The organism is Pseudoalteromonas sp. NZS127_1 (genome assembly GCF_015864295.1).
In the GTDB taxonomy this organism is placed as follows: domain Bacteria; phylum Pseudomonadota; class Gammaproteobacteria; order Enterobacterales; family Alteromonadaceae; genus Pseudoalteromonas; species Pseudoalteromonas arctica.
The window spans coordinates 1-20,802 of the sequence record NZ_JADYXO010000025.1 but is presented as its reverse complement, the minus strand read 5'-3'; the positions used below and the strand labels follow the sequence as shown (position 1 = coordinate 20,802).

Genomic DNA, 20,802 nt, shown 5'->3' with positions numbered 1-20,802 from the left:
CCCCAAATTTGGGGCTTTTAAAAGTTAACTGATTAATTGGTTATTTAATCGTTTTGTATTTTCCATATAGATCCAACACCGACTTCAGATGATTGAATATAATGAAGACCTTTAGCACCCGCCTCTGCCTGAAGGCCTGCAGGGTCAGTTTCTAATAACGTACTTGTTGCTGTAACGTACTCAAGTACTTCTTTGCCATTAGTTGCTGGGTCTTGGTCAATTGCACCATCAGTATCGAATGCGCCATTACCATTTAGTTTTCTAATTTCAACCCAGTCACCGCTTGCATCGCCTGATACTCGACTATCCATATAACCAAAGTTGTTACTTAGCAGCGAGCTATCATGATTAATTAAGTCACAGTCATATTCAAAAGCATGGTCACTATCAAGTGTATTTGGATAAAATAGGCCTTGAGTTGTAGCACTGCTGTTTATTGTATCTTCGTCTGTTTGATCGCCTAAACCGTTTGCAATTAAATTTCCATTAAAGTTGATAACAAACGCATTTTTGGTTAGGCCGTATAGCACCGGCGCATTCGCTGCGGTTAACTCATCACAATCACTTGTTGGTGCTTTAGAGCCTATTTCTGTACTAAATACAATAGGTTGCTGCGAGTTCAAAACCGTATTGTTTGTTACATTTAGTGTAAAGTCTCCGGCACTATCAAGCACTGCCTGATTACCTGAATTTGGTACACCACCATCATCTTGCGAAAATGGGTTAGCTGTAAATACAATACCGCCCGCTTCTTTATTACCAGAACGAATACCTGCAATGTAGTTGTTACTTACGGTGTGACCAAGTGGTGTAATTAATATACCCGCTGGGCGATCATCAGAGCTTGCAATATCGGTAGTTCGAATAATAACGTTATCTGTAACACTGTTGAAGCCACCATCTTCTAGTGAAATACCCCCATTAGGATTTACGATTGTATTGCCTTTGATGGTTGCACCAGAAGTTTGTACACGCATTAAACGACGACCTGTTACAAAGTTTTCTACGCGGTTATACTGAATAGTAAAGTTTGCGTTATCAGCTGCACCGCTACCCGTTGTGCTACCTGCATTGATTAAATATAAACTTGATTGACCAAAGTTTGGATTATCACTGTCACTAAATAAATTATATTGAATAACGTGATCAGAGCTTGATGATGATATTTTTATCACAGACCCTTTTTCTGCTACATTTCGATTAGAGAATGTATTTCGCTCAACCAACGCGCTTTGACCTTTTATCATCAGCCAATGGTATTCAGAGTTATTGAGTGTAGCTTCTTCTCCATCCATCGTGTTTTGCGAAAAAGTAAAGTTATCCCCTTCTGAGTAAATAACAGCACCTTCTTCGGTTTCACAAAATGCACCCGCTTTAGTATCTATATTCTTAAAGGTAAGCCCTGTTAATCCAGCGCCATCTACTCCAGCAGCTACATGCACACATACTTCACCGCTAAGTACAGGAGTTTGACCTTCTACAGCGCGAAGCGTTACTGCACTGGTTAATAAAACTGCGTCCATATCAGCATAAACACCGGTGTTTAAGCCAATAACATCACCATCAGCTAAACCACCACTTATAGCACCAAGGAGTGCTTCAGGGTTACTAACTAATTGTGTGTAAACTAATGTATCAAGTGAGTTTGTAACCTCACTCGCAAAACCATCGTTATCTGTATACGTAGCTTTTACCGACATTATTGAGCCAGCGTAAGCAGAAGGTGTAAATGTTTTACTATTACTGTCGGCTACTTCAACGCCATCAGCAGACCAAGTATAAGTAACGTTTGCCTCTTCAACACCGTTGTTATCAGTTATCTCAGCGGTTAACTCGCCACTTGTCAAATAAGGCGCTACGCCCATAATGGCGACGCTACCGGCTTCGTCAACCGCAACAGCAGAAACAGCAATTGTTTCCTCTGATGTATTATCCTCGATAAATCCATTATCATCTGTGTAAGCAACTTGAACACTTATCTTTTGACCTAAAAGTGATGCATCAACTGTAAAGGTGCTTTGTGTTGCGCCATCTATCTCTTGTGCGTCAGCAAGCCATTGGTAAGTAATATCTCCTGTTGCCCCGTCGGTATCAGCAACTTCTGCTGTTAATATATTACCAACGGTTGGCGTGCCACTAATTGTAACTTCGCCTTCTGAGTTTGTTCGTGCTACAACCTCTGTACCCGTTGAAGTCACAGACTCGTTAAACCCACGGCTATCTTCAAAAGATGCACTAACTGTTATAACTGTACCAAACTGTGCGTCTGTTAACGTGAGCGTTGAAAGTGCTTCATCTGCAATCTCTATGTCATCAGCAAACCATTTATAAGTTACTGTATCGCCATCAAAGCCATTTTCGTCAGCTACATTGGCTGTTAGTTGCGAACCAACTAGAGCGTCGCCCGTAATAGTTAAACTTGCAGGGAATGCGATTGCGGCAACATCTGCGGTTGGATCTGTAATATGCGATTCATTAATACCGCCATCATCGGTATAAAGCCCTTGAACTGTAATTGGTAACCCTATCTGATCGTCAGTCAGTGTAAACGAAGCGCTATTTGCACCTGTAATTGCCTCACCATCTGCATACCAATAGTAAGTCACGTCACCTGAGATACCATCAGGGTCACTAACTTCAGCTGTTAATGTTTGTCCGCTTGTAACCGTTCCACTAAGAGCAATAGAGCCCAAGTTGTTGTCATTGTTGTTTGAGTTTGTGTCACAACCAACTATTGCAGCTGCAATAGCGCATAGCGCAAAATGTTTTAATTTCATGGTGGCTCTATTCTCCAAATTTATGGTTTTAATATTTAGTTATCTATTGTGTGTGTTACCAAATAAATCATGCGTTTATTACCAAATTCATTTAAATTGCAAATAAATTGTTAACCAACTTGGTAATATAACCATAATAAAATAACTTTTTCCACTACATCCACCCAATTAAATAACAACAAATAAACATAAAGTTAACCCTGCACTGTTATCGCAGGTCAAAAATTGAATTCAATCATGCACAATTACTGCGAAAATACATAACCTTAGAGTAAAAAATTGGTTTTACATGGGGTTAAGTAAATCAGATTTATTTAATATATATGAAGTATTCTTATTTGAAGACTATAAGAAAATTAAGAAATGAAGTGAGTTTGTATAAAAAGGATTATTTACAGAGAGAATGAAAAATAAGGGTAAAAAAGGGGCTATTTTCTTGCCCCTTTTTTATTAAGTACTGGTTTATAAAATAGCGTTATTATAAAACTCTACAGGCTCATTTGAGCCCAAAGCAACAGGCACACGTTGATGCAAGCTAGTTGGCGCAATATCTAAAATACGCGTTCCTCTAGAGGTTGCTTTACCACCTGCGTTTTCAACTAAAAGCGCTAACGGGTTTGCTTCATAAAGCAGTCTTATTTTTCCGTTATCGTTACCACTGCGTTTATCTTGCGGATACAAAAATAACCCGCCTCGGCATAAAATACGATGAACGTCGCCTACCATCGCTGCATTCCAACGCATTGAGCTTTTTTCAAAGCTTTCACAGGTGTAAAGCAATTTATCAAAATACACTTGTGTCGGTTCGTCCCAATAACGGTAGTTAGCCATATTAACGGCAAATTCACGACTCTGCTCTGGCACACTTAACTGCTTATTTGTCAGTAGATAACCGCCATGCGTTGAATCTAATGTATAACAACGCGTTGGACCGCCAGTGCTCATTACAAGTAATGATGAAGGGCCGTATAACACATAGCCTGCACATACTTGATTTACACCAGGCTGACTAAATTGCTCGTCGCTGTCGAAGGCAACATCATCACGGGCTAAGTAAATAGTAAATATAGTGCCTATTTGCCCATTAACATCAATATTAGAAGAGCCATCTAGTGGGTCAAAAGCAACAATAAACTTACCTTCAGGATGGCCACCTACCGCATGATCTTCTTCCTCTGATGCAACTGATCGAACGCTGCTGTCGTCAAGTAGTATGTCTTTAAGTAGTTGGTTTGCAATTACATCTAGCTTTTTTTGAACTTCACCTTGGATGTTTTCATTCAATGTTGAACCTAAAACACCGGCTAATTCACCTTGGCTTACTCGAAAAGCAATTTCTTTACTGGTCGCTAAAATTGTGCGAATAAGTAAAATAAGATCGGTATCTACACCGTCTTCTTTTAATACTGTATTTAGTCTTTTCATGCGCTATACCTATTTACACAATTTAGATCGTCAAAGCATTGCTCTAGTCTTGCAACCATACTTTGCTCTGAATGACGCAACCATACGCGAGGGTCATAGTATTTTTTGTTTGGCTTATCATCCCCATCAGGGTTACCAATTTGCTCTTGTAGGTATGCTTGGTTATCTTTGTAGTAGTCTAAAATACCTGTCCAACACGCCCATTGCGTATCGGTATCAATATTCATTTTAACTACACCATAGGTTAAAGACTCTGCAATTTTATCGTACTCAGAACCACTACCACCATGAAATACAAAGTTAATTGAGTTGCTTGGTAGATTAAATTTTTCTGATACGTAAGCTTGTGAATCTTTTAAAATAGTTGGTGTAAGAACAACGTTACCCGGCTTATATACACCGTGAACATTGCCAAAAGACGCTGCAATTATAAAATTAGGGCTAATACGACTTAAACGTTCGTAAGCAAATGCAACATCTTCAGGCTGAGTGTATAAAGAAGAGCTGTCTAGGTGTGAGTTATCAACACCGTCTTCTTCGCCGCCCGTGCAGCCAAGCTCAATTTCAAGCGTCATACCTATTTTTGCCATACGCGTTAAGTAACGTTCACAAATTTCGATATTTTCTTCTAAAGGCTCTTCTGACAAATCAATCATATGCGAGCTAAACAGTGGTTTGCCAGTCAGTTCAAAGTGTCTTTCACCTTCATCAAGCAAACCATCAATCCAAGGTAGTAGCTTTTTAGCTGCGTGATCAGTATGAAGCATCACTGCTACTTCATAATGTGCTGCCACTGAATGTACATATCTTGCAGCACTTACCGCCCCAAGCACTGCTGATTGTTGCTCTGGTAAAGATAAGCTTTTACCACAAAAAAATTGAGCTCCACCATTAGAAAGCTGAATAATAACGGGCGAGTTTTTCTTTTTAGCAGCTTCTAGCGTTGCATTTATAGATGTTGTACTAACAACATTTACCGCTGGCAACGCATATTGATTAGTACGCGCATGTTCATACACAGCACTTACTTCATCGCCAACGATTACGCCTGGCAGTATTGTTGGGGCTAAATAATTCATTTATGAAATCCTTTCTATTTTAAAGCCTGGATACAAGAATCAGTAATTGCTTGCCAATTTTCTTGTTCAACCCACTCTTTTTTCGCTATCCAAGTACCGCCAACGGCGAATACATTATTTAAAGAAAGATAGTCCATTTTGTTACTTTCGCTAACGCCGCCTGTAGGGCAAAAGCTGACTGCTCTAAATACTGACGACACAGCTGATACAAAAGGTGCTCCTCCGGCAAGCGAAGCCGGGAATAATTTTTGCTCTTCAAAGCCATATTCAAGTGCCATTAAAATATCACCGGTGTTTGATACACCAGGAAGTACCGGCACATTACATTTAGCAAGTGCTGTAAGTAATGCAGGAGAAACCGCTGGCGTTACAATAAAGTCAGAACCCGCTTCAAGTGCTTGCTCTAAAATGTCAGTATTTATGACTGTACCCGCACCGACTTTTAGCTCTGGCACTTGTGCCTTAATAGCTTTTAATGCTTCTAAAGAAGCCTCTGTTCTTAGTACTACTTCAACTAAAGTAAGGCCAGCGTTAGCCATAGCTTTCGCTATTTGAACACCTTGCTCTGGCGTATCAGCTTGAATTATAGGTAGCAGTGTTTGTCCTGACATAAGTTCAGAAAAGCGAGTCATAACGTTGTTCCTTTATAAAAAGTAATGCGGCCGAGGTATGGCGGCCTTTAATGTTTGATTAACCTGAACTCTAGATAATAAATCTATCTCAAGCAGCTATTTTCAGCGCTAACTGCGTTGAATTTACTTGCAATAGGCCCGCTATTGACGCGTAAATTCGCCTTGTTTTCACTGAAAATCTCTAGCTAGAGAAAATAATTTTAAATATCACCATGATTCAATATGTTAGTAAATCTCTTAACCAGAGTTCAGGTTAATTATTTTGTTATACCAATTGCATTAAATTAATGAGCTATTATAGCGACAAGAAAATAGCTCAATAACAAGGCTAAAATTATGATACATAGTTGTTCTATATAAATAATTTTTAACGTAGTTAGTGAGTTATTTAATACGCTAAGGTGATCATGTTTTTAATAAAATTGGTATCAGATACCAGCTTCAACCATTGCTAGCTGAAATATATCTTTTGGAGCAATAGCGCCTGGCTGTTGTATAACCGCACCGGCGGCTTTTGCAGCAAGTTGTACAGCACTCGAAATTGGTTTATCAGATAAACGAGCACCTAAGTAAACACCGTTAAAAGCATCGCCTGCGGATGTCGTATCTACAACATTTGTTACCGGTATTATAGTGTGGCTTTGAAGAGTATTGCCCTCTTTTGTCACTACCGATTCAGGGCCATTTTTAACAACAATTTCTTCAATTTGGTAAGGTTTTAAATATTCAACAACCGCTTCTACGCTATGAACGTCATAAAGTGTTGTTAAATCTTCAACGCCAGGTAGGGTAATATCTGCAAGCGTAAAAGCTAAATGATATTGCTCTTTAGTTTCCTCTACACTATTCCACAAACGCGCTCTGTAGTTAGGATCAAAAACTATTTTAACCCCAGCATCTTTGAGCTGCTTTACAACTTTCCAAAAATGCTCACGTGCACTTTTTTCAATTATTGCTAATGAAATTCCTGAAAAGAAAAACATATCACCTTGGCTAAGCTGCTCGAGTGCATCAGCATCTAAAAAATCAACAACCTTTTTAGCTGCAGAATCATTACGCCAATAAATAAAGCTACGCTCACCATGCTCATCGGTTTCTATGTAATACATGCCAGGTACTTTGGTATCGTGAGCAAATACGAGTTGTGTATTTATTTGTTCACTTTCAAAGCGTTCTAGCATTTTTTTACTTAAATTATCTTGACCTAAAGCCGTAACAACCGAAGTAGTAACCTGCGGGAAGCAACGTTTTAAATACACTGCAGAATTATAAACATCGCCTGCAAATGATTGGTGTAGTGTGGCTGCGCTCATAGCTCTAAGCTCGACCATGCATTCACCGATAAAGTAAATATTTTTCATCTTGGAAGTTACCCTATGTAGTTAACTGCTATGCGCTTATACAAAACATGTTGGCATAGCAGTTATTATCTAGATTATTGAGGCTTTTTAAGAGGTTCTATTTTTGGAATTAAAATCCAAACAGCTGCCATTGCTATAATGGCTAAAGAAGCACCAATAACAAATGCTGGCGTATAATTACCATCAGCAGTAAGAATAGGCACAAGCGATGTAAGGCCTACAGCACCAAGTTTTGCCGCCATACCAGAGAAACCTGATAATGTACCTACAGCTTTTTTGCCTAACAAATCACTTGGTAGTGTTTGCACGTTACCAATTGCAGTTTGAAAACCAAATAATATAACAGCCATAATTAGTACCGCTGTCGTTGGTCCGCCTGGATTTGCCATTGCAAGTAACGCAGGTAACATAATTAAACAGCCCAGCGTTATAGTTAGCTTACGTGTTTTATCTGTATTCCAACCGGCTTTGAGTCGGTTTTGAGCTAATAAGCCACCAAACCAAGCACCAAACATAGCGCCAACATAAGGTACCCAACCATATATACCAATAGACTTAACATCCATGCCGTATACTTCGTTTAGGTAAATAGGTATCCAAAAAACAAATAACCACCAAATAGGGTCAATCGCAGCAGAGGCAATAATTACACCCCAGCTTTGCTTACGAGAAAGTAACTCAGCAGTTGAAGGGTTATATTCTTCTTCGTCTTCACCTGTTACATCGCCATTATCATCAACACGTCTTTGACCTGTTAAGATATATTCACGCTCTTCGGCAGTAAGCCAAGGATGAGAGCTAGGCGGCGCTTTAACCAAAATTAACCAAGGCACTAACCAAAGAAAACCTAATACGCCCACAAAAACAAACACCATTTGCCAGCTAAAGTAGATAGTTAAATAAGCAATTAAAGGAATAGCAATAATACCGCCAATAGCAGCGCCAGAGTTAAAAATACCCTGTGCTAAGGCACGCTCTTTAGTAGGAAACCATTCAGCATTACCTTTAGCTGCGCCCGGCCAGTTACCAGCTTCTGCTACACCTAAGATTGCGCGAAAAATACTAAGGCTAAGCACACCTTGTGCAAATGCATGTGCAACGGTTGCAATAGACCAAACACCTATCGATAAAACAAAACCGAAGCGTGTGCCTACCCAGTCAAATATTTTACCAAATATGGCTTGACCAAATGCATAAGCAAATACAAACACAATTGAAATATTAGCGTATATTTGTTTGCGTTCTAGCGCTGATTCATCAGGAAATAAATCTTCAACGATGTCCGGCCAAAGCACACTAAGTGCTTGACGGTCGATATAGTTAATAATGGTAGCTAGCGCAATTAGCGCTATAACCCACCAACGTAAGCCTTTAAGTTGCATAATTAATCCTCAAGAAAGTCTTCACGCGCTGGGCTAAAAGTATCAATCAGGATTCCGCCTGTTGGGCAGGTAGCTCCATGATCAGCAAATGGTGGGATTAAGCAGCTATCACCCGGTTTTAAGATTTTAGTTACGCCATCAATGTTAAAGTGGAACTCACCTTCAACAACATACGTTACTTGAGAATGTCTGTGAGCATGGTTATAACCAATAGCCCCTTTCTCAAACCAAATTTTAACAGCCATTAGCTCTTCGTTATAACCTAGCATTTGACGTTTTAGACCATTTCCTAAATCTTCAATTTCGGTCTCGTTGCCAAATGAAAAGTTTGCGCTTTGCTTTTGCATCCTATTTACTCCTGATTATTGTTCATCATATAAACGCCTAATCGGCCATTTAAAGTGAACTCTTTATTTTGATAATTGAATGTATTTTTAGCTGAGGTTGGTGCTTTATTAATAGCCACTAAATATGACTTGCCTTTAATATCAAGTTCAACAAGTGTTAAATCGCCCTGCTGACTATATTCAAGCTTTGTAACTCTACTAACAGCTTCTAACGTATATTCTTTACTTGGATTGTATTCACCGTGAGGCTCTAATACAGATATAAATTTATGATGCTTTTGCCCCTCAACACGACGAATAAAACCGTTTTCGTTGCGTAAGTTAAAATCAGGGTCGTTTGCGCCTATTTGAGTAAACAAGAAAGACTCATCACCTTTAACCAAACTCGTTTGCGTATAAAAGCGACCATTTTCGTTTAACCACGTTACTTTAGCTAAACCACTTTGAGGTTGCGCTTGAGCTTTAAGCCATAGATGCTGGTAGCCATTTTTAGTACCTAATGCAGACAGTTGTGTTGCATTCGCTTTTAGCTCAAAGCTGGTATCTATAAGCTGACCTTTATAATGCAAAGGCAAATCAAGCTGATGCGCTTTATTTGCTGCAACATCAAATATATCAAGTGCAACTGTGCTTTGTAGTTCAGGTAAGTTAATAAGTGCAAGCGTACGCTCAAGATCAACGCCTTTATAAGCTGTGCTTATTTCGCCGCTTGAAACCGTGCCGTATTCATTCGTTTCGAAAAAGTTAAGTGTAGGGTAATTACTATTTCCTACTTCAACATTTGCATTAAAATGCGTTGTTTCGTCAACCACTACCGTATTGTGCGCAACAGTGTGTTTAGCGTAAGTTTCGTTTTCAGGTAAATAACGACCGCCGTATTTAGCTTCTACATTTAAAAAACGTGCTGCGCCATAATCAGATACAATTTCATTACCGTGGTCGTAAAATTGCCATGTTAGTTTATCAAAATGACCGTGACCTAAGCCTTGTGCAGCAGGTTTAAATAGTAGAGCTTGATCGCAACCTACCTGCGTTCTCATTACAACTAGAGCACCTTGTTTACCGTCATTACCATCGCCGAAGGCAACAGATTTAAACGAATAAGGTTTTGCCATGTTGTTATCAAGTGCTTGAGCTACTTTTAGTCCATCACCAGAGAGAATTATTTGGTCTTGTTGCTTAGCAATATCTAAATAACCCGCATCGTTGGTTAAGCCATATGCTGCCGTTACACCATTAACTAACTCAATAGTATCGATACCTTTACTTTTTATTGCATCGTTAATTGGGAAAAACAAACCGTTGTAGCTAAGTTGAATCGTCGTATCAATCGCTTTTAATAATATGCCATCGCGATATTCAAAGATTTTTCGTTGTGGTTCGTTGTTTTCAATCGCTTTAGCAAACGTTACAAAGGGTAATAGTGCAAAGCGTTGATAGTAAGGACCTTCGTTATAGTAACCTTGTGGTGAAAACAGCATTTCTAGCTGCTTAATAAAGCCACCTTTACCCGACTTTTCTAAATCGTATAATGATTTTTCTACCCACTCAGGTTCACCTAATACATACCCTGCCATGCCAACACCCGCTGTTGCCCATGTTCCATGGTTATGTACTTTATTAAATGTAGAGGGTTGGCCTACTGATGTGAACAACGAAACAGGACGTAGTAAGTCATCCTCGATTGTTTTAATGTTATCGGCATTTAACGAGTCATGAATTAGATCATAAGCTTGTATTGTGTACACAAGCCACATTGCTTCATTTAGGCTTTGCCAAAAAAACTTACCTGGATTTTGCGAGTCCATTTTACGTTTTGGATGCAGACCAAGTGTTGGATATAATTTTGCATACTCAAGCAACATATCACGTACATAGTTTGCGTATTTATCATCTTGGCTTAATTGATAAATAATGCCCGCGTTGTACATAAGTTGGTAATTTTTCTTGTGGCGTTCATGTGTATAACCACCACCACCATCTTTTGGTACAGGTACCGCAATTGGTTGAGCTATTTGTTCGTCTACTTGCGCTTTTAATAGCTCAAACGCAGTAGAAAATTTACCTTCGCTGCCTATTGCTTGACGCATATGACTTACGTCATCAGTAGTAATTACTAAGTTTGGGTGCGCTGCATGCGCACCCAATGATGTAAGTAATGTAAGTGCTGCTACAGCCGCTATTTTAAAACCTGTTTGGCATTTTAATAAGTACATAGTATTTACCCTGCCTTATTTAAAATGTTGTTATTTTTTAATACTGCTGTATGTGGGCCTTTAACTCTTAGTTCTTTAACACTTGGTGCTTTAGTTGCATCAAATGTATTGTCTGAGATTTCAGTTTTAGGCTCGCCTACTGTGTGCTCTACAACAATAGGAGCAGATTTAACAAATTTATTATCTTTGATATTAGTAACCTGAACACCGTGAACATAAATGCTCGCTTGCTCTTTGTTACGCTTACCAAGGCCAACGTTATTAAGCGTGTTATTTGTCATTTCAAAATGAGGGCCAAATGTACTTTCATCAGTACCACCACGGTAAAGCTTAAGTACACCACCTTGCACATCATTAAATGTATTATTATTTACAATAACGTATTCCGCGTTATAAACACCTAAGTCTTCAATTTCAGTATTTAGACGTAAAATGTCACCGGTTACTGTATTAAAGGTATTACCTGTAAGAATAATTTCATCAGCCATTGCACCTTTACCAGTGATAAAGAAATGGAATGAATGATTAATATCTAAAGCATTTAACTCTGAGTTGGTCATTACAAAGCGGTAATTATCAACCATACCCCACTTTTGCGTACGAACAATGCTGTTACCTATTGCATCTGGCGCGTTTTCACCTGAAATAGATAAACCATCTAGTTTTAAGCTGCCGCCATCATGTATTTCAAACAAGGTAGAACGTTGAAAAGTAAGTTTAGACTTTGTGTTCTGCTTCGCTTTAATTGTCAACGTTTTATCAATTTTAACCAGTTTAGAAACATCATACTGGCCAGGCGCTAGTTCTAGAACATCGCCCGACTGTGCATTATCAATAGCATCTAGTAATGCACTTACATCAGCTTTAACAGAATGTGTCTTACCAGAATCAAAATCAACTAAAGCAGGTACTTTTGCATACCAGCTAACACCGGTATCTTCTTTTTTAAGTACTTTTAAATCGCGCTTTGCACCTACATTTAAACTTTTAGATGTTGGGTAAAGTAGACCATTACTTGCTTTTTTAAGCGTGATTTTTTCTTTTTTTACACCGTACGTTAGCTCAGAAAGTACTTTTGTATCAGCAATGTTGTTACTTAGTACCAGCCCGCTTACATCATCAAATGTTGTAAATGGCTGTTCACCATCTTGATTTATGATTAAGTTATTTTTCATTACGCTATCTTTAGGTGCAGCGCTACGCTCAGCATCGCTACCTGCGGCAAGTTGAATATGACGCACATTTATAAATGTGTTGTTTTCAATTGTCGCATTTTCAACTTGGTGATAACGATTTATAGATGAATTTGGTACGCCGTTCATCACAGTAAAACCACTGCCAAAACGATACCCTGTTAGACCTTGTAGGTAGTTATTTCTTACAATTTGGTCTTTATTGATAACGCGGATACCACCGGTGTGGTCAACACCATTACCAATAAATATATTTTCTTCTATTAGGTTACCGTTACCATGGCGCAGCGTTAATGTACCGCGCGCTTCATAAAATACGTTATTACGAAGGATGTTTTTACCTGACTTAACCGACACAATTTCTACTTCACCATTGGTGCGTTCAAAGTAGTTATTTTCTACCAATGTATGTGAATCAGTTAATGAGTAATGACTAGTACCAATACGAAGTGTTTCACCACCGTTTGAACCAAAAGTTGGACGGTAGCCAAAATAGTTATTATCTATACGGTGATAGTTTTCTTGGCTTGCTTGAGTGTTTAAACGAACAGCAACTGTCACGCCTTTATTTCGTTTGCCAACTAAATGACTATGATCAAAGCGGTTATGTTGTCCATATAATGCAACCCAATAATCAGACTCTCGTTTGTCTGGATTACTGTAATTATCAATTACAATTTCTGTTACTCGTGAGTTGTAGGCTAATTCATTTTTGTTTTTACGAAATTCTATTACAGCTGAGCTCGGTGTGTAGCCGTCTTTAAATACTAAGCCAGAAGCCTCAAGGTATTTACCTGCAAGTCTTAGGTTAGATTGACCCGATAAAATTACTTTGCCGTTAGTTTCAGCGGTCAATAAAATAGGAGAGTTTTTTGTACCTTGGCCTTCAAGTAGGATTTCGAAGTCAGACCAAGTACCATTTTTAAGTACTACTTTGTCGCCAGCAACTAGATTAGCTGCGATATCATTAAAAGCTTGTTTACTTTCTACAAAATAATCTTTGGCCGCTATTTGTGTGGATATGCAACCGATGAGAACTAGACTAAGCTTTATTGTGTTAATCAAACGCATAGTTAACTCTTTTTCGTTGTGACTGAAAGTAGTGCTTCATCAGAATTTTAAAAAGCTGACATTGCACAAAGACTTTAGTCAATTGGTGTCATGTGTGTTAAAGCGCCTTAAGCTAAAAGCCTAAAGCGCTCAATAAGGTCGAGAAGTATTACTTTTCTAACTTTTTGAAGTAATCAAAAATTTCAGGAACGTTACCTTGCCCCATACCAGCGTCAAACGCTGCTTGTAGGTTAGCTGATGAACCTTCAGCGATTTTTGATTCAGTACCTAGGTCTTCTACCATTTGTAGGAAGTAGCCTAAATCTTTGTTTGCATTAGCAATCGAGAAACCAAGGTCACTAACATTATCAACTGCATAGTTTTTACAAAATTGCATAAACGGTGAGTTAGATGGACCAGTCGACATGATGTCAAAAAGTTGTTGACGGTCAACACCAGCAAGCTCTGCAACTGCAAATGCTTGTGACATAGCACATACTGTAGTCATGCCCATGAAATTGTTGATGAGCTTAGTTGTATGACCTGCACCTAGCTCGCCAAGATGGAAAACGTTTTCACCTTGATCTTCCAGTACTGGTTTAACTTTATTGAATGTAGCAATATCGCCTGCAGCCATGATGTTTAAAAGGCCATCTTTAGCATGTGCTGGTGTACGACCAAGAGGAGCATCAATCATGCCTGCGCCTTTAGCTGCTAAATCAGCACCAATTTTTTTAGTAGATGATGGGATAGAAGTACCAAAATCAACTAATACTGCACCTTCTTTAATACCCGCTAGGATACCGTCTTCTGCATAAATGATTTTTTCTACAACGGCAGAAGTTGTAAGACAAAACATAACAATATCTGAACCTTCAGCTAGCTCTTTAGCAGTGCTTGCTGTTTTTGCGCCTCTAGCAACACATGCTGCAACCGCATCTTTGCTAAGGTCCATAACAATTAGCTCATAGCCTTTGTTTTGTAAATTTTCGGCCATGTTGCCGCCCATTAAGCCTAAGCCGATGAAACCGATGACTGGTTTTGACATGAATAACTCCTAAATATGTGGCGCATACTTTTATAAGAACAAGTAAAATCTACTCTAAAATACGCTGTGTCTTTGTTTCAATTTGTAGAGTAACTTTAAGCTTGAGTTATTTATAAATTAACCTGTGCAAAACGTAACTCTGATTAATTACCAATACATTGTATTCACTCAAACCAAGCAACTTACCAATTGGTATGCAAAAACTGTATTACCATACACCTTTTTTGTCAACCAATAAGTTAACCAAGTAAATCCCATATTTTTACAAATTACATACAAATAAATTTAATACCAATCAAAAACAAAGAGTTAGATATGAAAAACCCAATCAGACATAGGTTAAATTTTGTTGAACAATCAGTAACTTTTTTATACTAATAGGTTGACCAATAATTGAGTGTTCTTTATTTAAATATGCAAAATTCAATAAAATGGTTCATTAATTGGTAATTTACAATTGATGTTATTGGTGAAATTATAAAGACCATACGTGAACAGCTTCCGACTCTAAATGGTATTGAGGTTGTGATTTGTACGTAACGCCTACATATATGGCTAATACATATAAAAACCACAAAATGCGCTTAATAATAGCGCTTAGTTAAAAATATACTGAACTTTGAAAAATCACTAAAGGAACTGAATAATGCGTTTATTACATACTATGCTGCGTGTAGCGGATTTAGACAAATCAATTGCTTTTTATACTGAAGTATTAGGTATGAAAGAGTTACGACGCGCAGACAATGACGAGTATCGATATACATTGGCTTTTATTGGGTATGGAGATGAGAAGGACACGACAGTCCTAGAATTGACATATAACTGGGATGAGGATAGCTACGACCTTGGTAATGCTTATGGCCATATAGCCATCGAATTTGATAATATTTACAAAGCCTGTGCTGATATTAAGGCAGCCGGTGGTAATGTTAGTCGTGAACCTGGGCCTGTAAAAGGCGGTACTACTGAAATTGCTTTTGTAAAAGACCCTGACGGTTATTCAATAGAACTTATTCAGAAAAAAGATGACATGAGTAACTTTTAAGTTATGTAAGTTATGGGTGCTAGTTTAAATTAAAAAAGGTGCTTTTTAGCACCTTTTAACGCAACTGACTGTCTTTACTGCCACGTCTATTAAACGATTTAGCGCTAGCACCATTACCTTCTATTGCAGCTTGGCATGCAACACAATAGCGCACTCCTGGTAACGCGAGCCTTCGTGCTTGTGGGATTTCCTCATCGCACTCATCACATAACTCTGCACTTGCGCCAGATATTAAATTGCTTCTTGCATACTGTACGGCGTCATTAACACTCGCATCAATTTGATCTTGAATTGCACCGTCTCGTGCCCATCCACTTGCCATAAATCCTCCTAATAAAGTTGGATGTTTAAATTTATGCTACCAAATCGAATCTTTATAAGTACTGAATAAAAAAGCTAGGAATGTGATGTTCTTTGAAGGTTTAAGCTATAAAACTATATTTTATATCTAAAGAAAGATGCTGTAGTTGCTCCTTGTAATCTATTTTTCACAAAAAATTCAACACTCTACAATTAGGCAAAAAAAAGCAGCTAAAAAAGCTGCTTTATAATTCCAATGATTTATTTAAATATTAAAGACTGTAGTCAACAACCTTCATACCTAATTTTTCGAGCTCTGGACGAAGTGTTTTAGCATCACCCACTACTAAATAAATCATGTCTTTAGTATTTAAGTGTTTTTTAGCTAAGGCGTTAACTTCTTCTTTGCTGATATTGCTAACAATCTCATTCCTTTCTTTTACAAAGCTAGGTTTTAAATCGAATTCTAATATTTGTGCTAAAAAGCCAAGTTTTGCATTAGGCGTTTCGTATTTAAGCGCATCTTTTTGATTGATAGCCTTACGCATAAACATAAGCTCTTCATCAGTGACACCGTTTTGAGCATAGTTATTAAGCTCATTAGTAAACTCTGTAATAGACGCTGCAGTAGAGTCGGCTCTCACCGCTGCAGAAGCGGTAAAGCCACCTGATGTTTTATCACCCCAGAAACGAGAGCGAGCACCGTAAGTGTAGCCTTTATCTTCTCGTAAATTTAGATTGATACGGCTATTAAACGTGCCACCAAGTGCAAAGTTCATCAAGTTAGCTTTAAAAAACTCACCTGTAATATCTTCAACCATATCGCGTTTACCTATACGAATTTCTGATTGAGGAGCGTCTGGTTTATCGACCAAATAAATTACATTAGTTTCTACTTTAGGTTCACTGAAATCAACCGCTACTAAGCTCGATTTACCTTTCCAATTTGTAAGTGTAGCTTTAACTTTTGGTTCAATTGTTGACTCTTTTAAATCAGAAACAATAATTACTTGAGCGCCCTGCGGTTTAAAGTTTGCGTTATAAAAAGCTTTAACGTCAGCAAGTGTAATAGCCTCTATACTATTAAGCGTTCCAGTACTTGGAAGTGCAGCTATATTGTTGCCATATAGTAATTTACTATATGTATTAGATGCTAAATACCCAGCATCCTTCATTGAATGTTGAATATTTTGAATGATTTGCTTTTTATTACGCTCAAAGTCATCTGCATTAAATGCTGGTTTAAATAACTTTTCTTCTACAAGCTTTAGCGTTGCATCTACATTTTTGGTTAAGCTAGAAACATACACATTTGTATGTGTTTTATCTGAGTAGATACTTACCTGGCTACCTAGTTTTTCAAGCGCGTTACTCATCTGCTCTGTAGTGTAGTTTTGCGTTGACTCGCTCATTAACGATGCAGTTATTGATGATAAACCCACTTTACTAGCTTGCTCACTGTACAGGCCACCCGGAACTTTAATGAAAATAGCGGTAGTTGGCGTTTCTGTACTTTGAGTACCTAATATTTTAATACCGTTTTCGGTCTTAGTTTGCCAAAGAGTAGGAACATCAACAGCAGGATTTGCGCCGGCCTCTGGATGAGCACTTCGATCAAATGTATCAACAGCTCTTCGTGCCACTAAATCATCAGCTGAAGTTGTAGATGGACCTCCAAAATCATGCGATTTAGGCGTAAAGTTGTCTGGAGCAGCTATAAGTTGAGTTTGCCCTTCTGGTACAACACTCATAATAACGGCAGATTTACCTTTGATATATTGATTAAAAACACGCATAACATCAGCTTTTGTAACTTTGTTATAACGTGCAATCTCATCTTTAGCTGAATTTGGGTTACCTGTAAACGTTTCTGACGCGGCTAGTTGAGAGACTTTTCCTGATACGCTTTGCAGACCAAAAATTGCACCAGATTCTATTTTAGCTTTTACTTTATCTAAATCATCTTGTGTAACGCCACGCTCTTCAAATTCAACAAATGAATCACGAATGATTTTTTCCATATCAGCTAACGTTTTCCCTGCTGTAGGATTTGGTAAAGCATAAAGACTAATTGAACACGCTAACTCTTGGCATGGATGATTTGCACTTGCTTGAACAGCAAGTTGAGTTTTAACTAAGTTTTTGTATAGTAGTGAATTATTACCACCACCCAATATTTCAGCAAGTATATCAAGAGGTGCTTCATCTTCAGAGCGAGCGTAAGTCGTTGGGAAACTCATACTTAATAAAGGCAAATGTACCTTATCTTCCATTGAAATATATCTATCAGCATTGAGTGTTACAGCTGTTTTTTCTACTGTAGGGATTTCAGGGCCTTTTGGAATTGGTGCAAAGTATTTAGTAACTAATGGCAGTATTTCATTAGCGTTGATATCGCCACCAATAGTAAGCGTTGCATTATTAGGACCATACCACTTTAAAAAGAATGCTTTTAAATCATTTACATTTACGCGATTAAGATCGTCCATAAAACCAATTACTGGCCATGAATATGGATGACCATCTGGATACATCGCTTGAGCAACACGTTCACCTAAACGACCATAAGGGCGATTATCAACACGTTGGCCGCGCTCATTTTTTACTGTTTCGCGTTGTACTTCAAATTTTTCTTGGGTTACAGCATCGAGTAAAAAGCCCATTCGATCAGCTTCTAGCCACAACATTTTTTCTAATTGATTTACAGGTACTGTTTCAAAATAATTTGTTCTATCTGAGTTAGTTGTACCATTTAAAGTACCGCCTGCTTCAGATATTATTTTAAAATGTTCCTCATCAGCAACATTCTCTGAACCTTGAAACATCATATGCTCAAAAAAGTGAGCAAAGCCTGACTTACCCAGCTCTTCGCGAGCAGAACCAACGTGGTATGTTACATCAACGTGTACTAAGGGATCTGAATGATCCTCATGCACAATTACAGTTAAACCGTTATCTAGTTTATATTTTTTATACGGTATGTTGATTTCACCTGCATTAGATTTCACTGATTCAATAAGTGTAACGCCAGGAATTGATGTTTCTGTAACAATATTTTTATCAACAGCTTGAGTTGAGCTATTACATGCAGCCAACCCTGATGCAAGTAAAACAGCAAGTGCAATTTTTGTGAGTTTCATTTTTTAGTCCATATTTAAATTAACTCAATGAGTTTAAAGACTAATTAAAAGTACAACAAGGAATATGGAGCGATTATGGGTTTGGTTTTGTAATAAAGTGTAAATAGATTGATATAAAAATGAAGTGTAAAATGAGGGTATTAATTTGTGGTTTTATTCTAATAACACTGCACTTCCCTATCTAAGTAGTAAATGTCATAGCTAAGAGATTGATACTCTTAATAACATCGTGCATATAGAGTGTTATGTAACACTGCTTATACAATACTTAAAATAGTAAGTGGCGTCCCCAAGGGGATTCGAACCCCTGTTACCGCCGTGAAAGGGCGGTGTCCTAGGCCTCTAGACGATGGGGACACATAAATGTGTCACTAGGACAACTGAATTTTTAGACTCGTTTCAGACGAGCTTTCTTAATAACACTTCACTTCCCTATTAAAAATAAGTAAGTGGCGTCCCCAAGAGATTAGTACTCTTGATAACGTCGTGCATAGAGAGTGCGGTGTCACACTGCTTTATACAATACTTAAAATAGTAAGTGGCGTCCCCAAGGGGATTCGAACCCCTGTTACCGCCGTGAAAGGGCGGTGTCCTAGGCCTCTAGACGATGGGGACACAGAAAACTGCTACCCTAGGACAAAACACTAATTTTTGGTGGAGCCATGCGGGATCGAACCGCAGACCTCTTCACTGCCAGCGAAGCGCTCTCCCAGCTGAGCTATGGCCCCAACTTAATCAATACCCGTCGTGATAAACACATCGTGTATTGCTTAGTGCGGGGCGCATTCTATGCACCACCCAAAATAAAGTCAACAGTTTTTTACCTAGCTTTATTTAAATGGTTTAATTTTCAACAAACTGGCTATCAAGCGTGCTAATAAATACAATTTGAATAAGATTCTAGCCCTACTGCTTATAATTACATCACTATTTTGCAGCGAATACTCAATCACGCCCTACTCCCCATAATTGATGCAACAAAGTTGTATCAAAGAAAAGGTATACATTTATATGCAAATTGAACTTATTTAAAAAACTACCGAGTTAGGCCTCGCCAATCGTCTTAATCCTTTAAAAGTTACAATTACTTATAATAACCAAAGCTCAAATGTGAGTTTGAGAGTGCCCGCAGCCTTCACTCGCTTGATAACCAGCATAACTCGTACTAAAAAACTCGATTGTTGTTTGAAGAACATTTTTTAAAGAGCATTGTAGCTTCGTAATTCTATGTACAACTATATGTCATCTATTTAAGTCTTAATCCAAAGAGCTCTGACTAAAGAGTGCGTCTTTACGAGTTGGCTAGGTTGGCTTATAAAAATAAAGTAAGTACAAAAATAGAGTTTAGAATGCTGGAAATATCATTTGTGTTGGGAAGTTTAAATTAAATTCATTTTTAAAGGCCTGCTCTATTTACTAAATAACTCGCCCTAATATTAATCCATCTTGCTCATAATCATAAAAACGACTCCAGTAAAAAAAACAATAAGTATCGTGAAGCTAAATTTAAGATTAATAAAATACAATTCCCTACTCACTTTTAGGAGCTTATTAGGTGCTTAATTGAACTGCAATATCAAATTTGATGATAAAATAGACTTCAACCATATCCTATTGTTTATAAAACCTTCATTCAGTACATTTTTATCATTCAAGTGTTGACACATTTCCAACTCTATCTATAATAGCGCCCCACAACAACGCAGCAATGCAATGTTGTTTAGATGTGGGTGATTAGCTCAGTTGGGAGAGCATCGCCCTTACAAGGCGAGGGTCACTGGTTCAAGTCCAGTATCACCCACCA

Annotated in this window: 13 protein-coding genes and 4 tRNA genes; 2 read left to right on the top strand and 15 right to left on the bottom strand. The window is 38.1% G+C overall.

Annotation, left to right across the window (positions count from 1 at the left end):
• Positions 1-44: 44 nt before the first annotated feature.
• The 10 genes from I6F50_RS17595 to I6F50_RS17550 all read right to left on the bottom strand — a co-directional run bounded on the left by I6F50_RS17595 (position 45) and on the right by I6F50_RS17550 (position 14,510).
• Positions 45-2,777: a poly(beta-D-mannuronate) lyase gene (locus tag I6F50_RS17595; RefSeq protein ID WP_165741881.1), complete on the bottom strand. Its 2,733-nt coding sequence runs from the start codon at positions 2,775-2,777 to the stop codon at positions 45-47.
• 462 nt (positions 2,778-3,239) lie between these two features.
• A complete protein-coding gene (locus I6F50_RS17590) occupies positions 3,240-4,202 on the bottom strand; it encodes a class 1 fructose-bisphosphatase (RefSeq protein ID WP_010555334.1) in 963 nt (320 codons plus the stop codon).
• Positions 4,199-5,281 (bottom strand): class II fructose-bisphosphate aldolase, encoded by a 1,083-nt coding sequence (gene fbaA, locus I6F50_RS17585; protein WP_007585332.1) that lies wholly within the window; start codon positions 5,279-5,281, stop codon positions 4,199-4,201. Before fbaA ends, I6F50_RS17590 begins: the two co-directional genes overlap by 4 nt.
• A 14-nt stretch (positions 5,282-5,295) precedes the next feature.
• On the bottom strand, positions 5,296-5,913 hold the full coding sequence (gene eda / locus I6F50_RS17580; RefSeq protein ID WP_007585331.1) for a bifunctional 4-hydroxy-2-oxoglutarate aldolase/2-dehydro-3-deoxy-phosphogluconate aldolase: 618 nt from the start codon (positions 5,911-5,913) through the stop codon (positions 5,296-5,298).
• A gap of 428 nt (positions 5,914-6,341) precedes the next feature.
• Entirely contained in the window at positions 6,342-7,274 is a 933-nt protein-coding gene (locus tag I6F50_RS17575; protein WP_165740803.1) for a sugar kinase, read from the bottom strand.
• 74 nt (positions 7,275-7,348) lie between these two features.
• Entirely contained in the window at positions 7,349-8,656 is a 1,308-nt protein-coding gene (locus I6F50_RS17570; RefSeq protein WP_007585328.1) for an MFS transporter, read from the bottom strand.
• Between the two features lie 2 nt (positions 8,657-8,658).
• Positions 8,659-9,003 carry a cupin domain-containing protein gene (locus I6F50_RS17565; RefSeq protein WP_002962963.1) on the bottom strand — a complete coding sequence of 115 codons (345 nt, stop codon included), beginning with the start codon at positions 9,001-9,003 and terminating at the stop codon, positions 8,659-8,661.
• Positions 9,004-9,008: 5 nt separating this feature from the next.
• Positions 9,009-11,219, bottom strand: coding sequence for a heparinase II/III family protein (locus tag I6F50_RS17560; RefSeq protein ID WP_165740802.1), 2,211 nt, complete (start codon positions 11,217-11,219; stop codon positions 9,009-9,011).
• Positions 11,220-11,224: 5 nt separating this feature from the next.
• A complete protein-coding gene (locus I6F50_RS17555; RefSeq protein WP_197176883.1) occupies positions 11,225-13,483 on the bottom strand; it encodes a polysaccharide lyase 6 family protein in 2,259 nt (752 codons plus the stop codon).
• Positions 13,484-13,631: 148 nt separating this feature from the next.
• A complete protein-coding gene (locus tag I6F50_RS17550; RefSeq protein ID WP_008170302.1) occupies positions 13,632-14,510 on the bottom strand; it encodes an NAD(P)-dependent oxidoreductase in 879 nt (292 codons plus the stop codon).
• 646 nt (positions 14,511-15,156) lie between these two features.
• Between I6F50_RS17550 and gloA the strand changes: the two genes are divergently transcribed.
• A complete protein-coding gene (gene gloA, locus I6F50_RS17545) occupies positions 15,157-15,558 on the top strand; it encodes a lactoylglutathione lyase (protein WP_165729483.1) in 402 nt (133 codons plus the stop codon).
• Between the two features lie 55 nt (positions 15,559-15,613).
• Here the strand turns inward: gloA and I6F50_RS17540 are convergent, their stop codons facing one another.
• The 5 genes from I6F50_RS17540 to I6F50_RS17520 all read right to left on the bottom strand — a co-directional run bounded on the left by I6F50_RS17540 (position 15,614) and on the right by I6F50_RS17520 (position 19,726).
• Positions 15,614-15,880 carry a DksA/TraR family C4-type zinc finger protein gene (locus tag I6F50_RS17540; RefSeq protein ID WP_165729482.1) on the bottom strand — a complete coding sequence of 89 codons (267 nt, stop codon included), beginning with the start codon at positions 15,878-15,880 and terminating at the stop codon, positions 15,614-15,616.
• Positions 15,881-16,130: 250 nt separating this feature from the next.
• A complete protein-coding gene (locus tag I6F50_RS17535; RefSeq protein WP_101216866.1) occupies positions 16,131-18,998 on the bottom strand; it encodes a pitrilysin family protein in 2,868 nt (955 codons plus the stop codon).
• Between the two features lie 281 nt (positions 18,999-19,279).
• Positions 19,280-19,355, bottom strand: a tRNA-Glu gene (locus tag I6F50_RS17530).
• Between the two features lie 182 nt (positions 19,356-19,537).
• Positions 19,538-19,613 (bottom strand) — tRNA-Glu (locus tag I6F50_RS17525).
• Positions 19,614-19,650: 37 nt separating this feature from the next.
• A tRNA-Ala gene (locus I6F50_RS17520) sits at positions 19,651-19,726 on the bottom strand.
• A 1,000-nt stretch (positions 19,727-20,726) separates the two neighbouring features.
• Here I6F50_RS17520 and I6F50_RS17515 point away from each other — a divergent pair.
• Positions 20,727-20,802: transfer RNA gene (locus tag I6F50_RS17515), tRNA-Val, on the top strand.

Excerpts from the sequence above, each read along its gene's own strand:
- gloA (WP_165729483.1), top strand. The coding sequence starts at position 15,157 with ATGCGTTTATTACATACTATGCTGCGTGTAGCGGATTTAGACAAATCA.
- I6F50_RS17560 (WP_165740802.1), bottom strand. The coding sequence starts at position 11,219 with ATGTACTTATTAAAATGCCAAACAGGTTTTAAAATAGCGGCTGTAGCA.
- eda (WP_007585331.1), bottom strand. The coding sequence starts at position 5,913 with ATGACTCGCTTTTCTGAACTTATGTCAGGACAAACACTGCTACCTATA.
- I6F50_RS17575 (WP_165740803.1), bottom strand. The coding sequence starts at position 7,274 with ATGAAAAATATTTACTTTATCGGTGAATGCATGGTCGAGCTTAGAGCT.
- I6F50_RS17555 (WP_197176883.1), bottom strand. The coding sequence starts at position 13,483 with ATGCGTTTGATTAACACAATAAAGCTTAGTCTAGTTCTCATCGGTTGC.
- I6F50_RS17595 (WP_165741881.1), bottom strand. The coding sequence starts at position 2,777 with ATGAAATTAAAACATTTTGCGCTATGCGCTATTGCAGCTGCAATAGTT.
- I6F50_RS17535 (WP_101216866.1), bottom strand. The coding sequence starts at position 18,998 with ATGAAACTCACAAAAATTGCACTTGCTGTTTTACTTGCATCAGGGTTG.
- fbaA (WP_007585332.1), bottom strand. The coding sequence starts at position 5,281 with ATGAATTATTTAGCCCCAACAATACTGCCAGGCGTAATCGTTGGCGAT.
- I6F50_RS17540 (WP_165729482.1), bottom strand. The coding sequence starts at position 15,880 with ATGGCAAGTGGATGGGCACGAGACGGTGCAATTCAAGATCAAATTGAT.
- I6F50_RS17570 (WP_007585328.1), bottom strand. The coding sequence starts at position 8,656 with ATGCAACTTAAAGGCTTACGTTGGTGGGTTATAGCGCTAATTGCGCTA.
- I6F50_RS17550 (WP_008170302.1), bottom strand. The coding sequence starts at position 14,510 with ATGTCAAAACCAGTCATCGGTTTCATCGGCTTAGGCTTAATGGGCGGC.
- I6F50_RS17590 (WP_010555334.1), bottom strand. The coding sequence starts at position 4,202 with ATGAAAAGACTAAATACAGTATTAAAAGAAGACGGTGTAGATACCGAT.
- I6F50_RS17565 (WP_002962963.1), bottom strand. The coding sequence starts at position 9,003 with ATGCAAAAGCAAAGCGCAAACTTTTCATTTGGCAACGAGACCGAAATT.